Genomic DNA, 1808 nt, shown 5'->3' with positions numbered 1-1808 from the left:
CGATGCCGGTAGGAGACAGGTGCAATTTGAAGGGTATGAGCTCGTGGAAAAAAGTATTGAGATGGCAATGGGGCTGCGCGCCAAAATAAATGACCATCCCCGTTTGAGCAAATATTTTGATGTACTGACAGTAAGTGATTTTATTCCCCAAGAATACAGGGAATCCGGCCTGTCGGAATATTACAACAAAAAAGAAGGTTGGAACAGAATGGAAAATGCGTGGGAAAGGGATGAATTTGTCCTGGATCCTACAAAAATAACCCTCCATATCGGCCGCACGGGAGTGGATGGAGATACTTTCAAGAATAAATACCTAATGGATAAATTCAATATCCAGATCAACAAAACGTCCAGAAACACGGTCTTATTCATGACCAATATTGGAACCACGAGGGGTAGTGTGGCTTACCTTACCAATGCCCTGCTAAAAATAGCCGATGAGCTGGATCTGGAATTTAAAAGCCTGAATGAAGAGGAGACAACGATCCGTCAAAATAAAATCCAATCATTAATCAAGGATTTTCCCCCGCTGCCTGATTTCAGTTATTTTCATGAATCTTTCCAGGCCGTGCCGGGTGTGCCGGGCGGAAATATCCGGGAAGCATTTTTTATCGCTTACAATGAGGAGAGTTGTGAATACATCCATATGGAGGACTGCTTGCCTTCAATGGAAAAAGGCAGGACGCTTGTGGCTTCGTCTTTTATCATTCCTTATCCACCCGGATTTCCGGTACTTGTCCCCGGGCAGGTAGTGAGTAAAGAAATTATACATTTTCTCACCGCTCTGGATGTCTCTGAGATTCATGGTTACAGAGCTGATCTCGGACTTCGGGTTTTCAAAGATAGTGTGATGAACAGACACAAAACAGTCACCTCGATGGGATCGACAAATGCAAAAAAGAAAATATTAACCAAACCCTTAAAAAACTAAGATTATGGCAACTAAAACAAATAATAAAACAGATCAACCGGTAAAACGAGATATGAAAGTTTCTATTCCCGGTGCACCCATAAAAACTGAGCAAAAAACAACCAAAATAACCAAACCTGCTGCAACTAAACCTGCTGCTACCACCAGGACATCTAAAAAACCGGCAGCTGGTAATGAAATGAAAAATGGAGGTAAGAAATCAAAGGCTGAGTTGGTTGGTGTTTCAGACATAAGGAGGTCTTTCCACAAAAATGAAGAGCCGCTGTATTTTATCAGTGCTACCAATTTCAACTTATTGGGTGCTGATGAATGGATCAAAGGCTTTAAATTCATCTGTTATATTGATTGCTTTGATGGCCAACATCCAAATGTTTTTTCTCCCAAAAATGAAATTCCCCATGACGATTTTGAAGGCATAGAAGACATCAATAATTATCTGTTGCAACACCCCGAAGTGCAGGACTATCTCAAAACACGGGCTATAGATGGCAATACCGGAAAAGCAATGTTCCTCATGTTTGACGAAAAAACCGAGAGGCTTGCAGAAAAATTAGGTCTGGAAATCATGTTCCCAAAAGCTGAAATGCGGAACTCTCTGGATAACAAGGTAAACACCAACCGTATCGCCGAAAAAGCCGGCGTAGCCTGTGTCCCTTATGTACTTTCCAAGGTGAAGGACTACAAGCAGCTTACAAAAATTACTAAGGATTTGGGAAGTGAACTTGTAATACAGACGCCTTTCGGTGATTCAGGACATACCACTTTCTTTATTTCGAATGAAGAAGAATTCAAAAAGCATGAGGAGGAGATTATCAAAGAAGATGAGGTCAAGATTATGAAGCGTATCCGCTGCAAAGGATCTGCTATCGAAGCATGC

The 1808-nt window shown here is 41.6% G+C and carries 2 pseudogenes; both read left to right on the top strand.

What is annotated here, in order from left to right:
* Nucleotides 1-931, top strand: a pseudogene (locus ACEW8O_RS22365) (ornithine decarboxylase); the annotation flags it as partial.
* Between the two features lie 4 nt (nt 932-935).
* Nucleotides 936-1808 (top strand): annotated as a pseudogene (locus ACEW8O_RS22360) (biotin carboxylase); the annotation flags it as partial.

This window comes from Aquiflexum sp., assembly GCF_041749095.1.
Taxonomy (GTDB): domain Bacteria; phylum Bacteroidota; class Bacteroidia; order Cytophagales; family Cyclobacteriaceae; genus Aquiflexum.
This window is presented reverse-complemented; position numbering and strand designations above follow the sequence as displayed.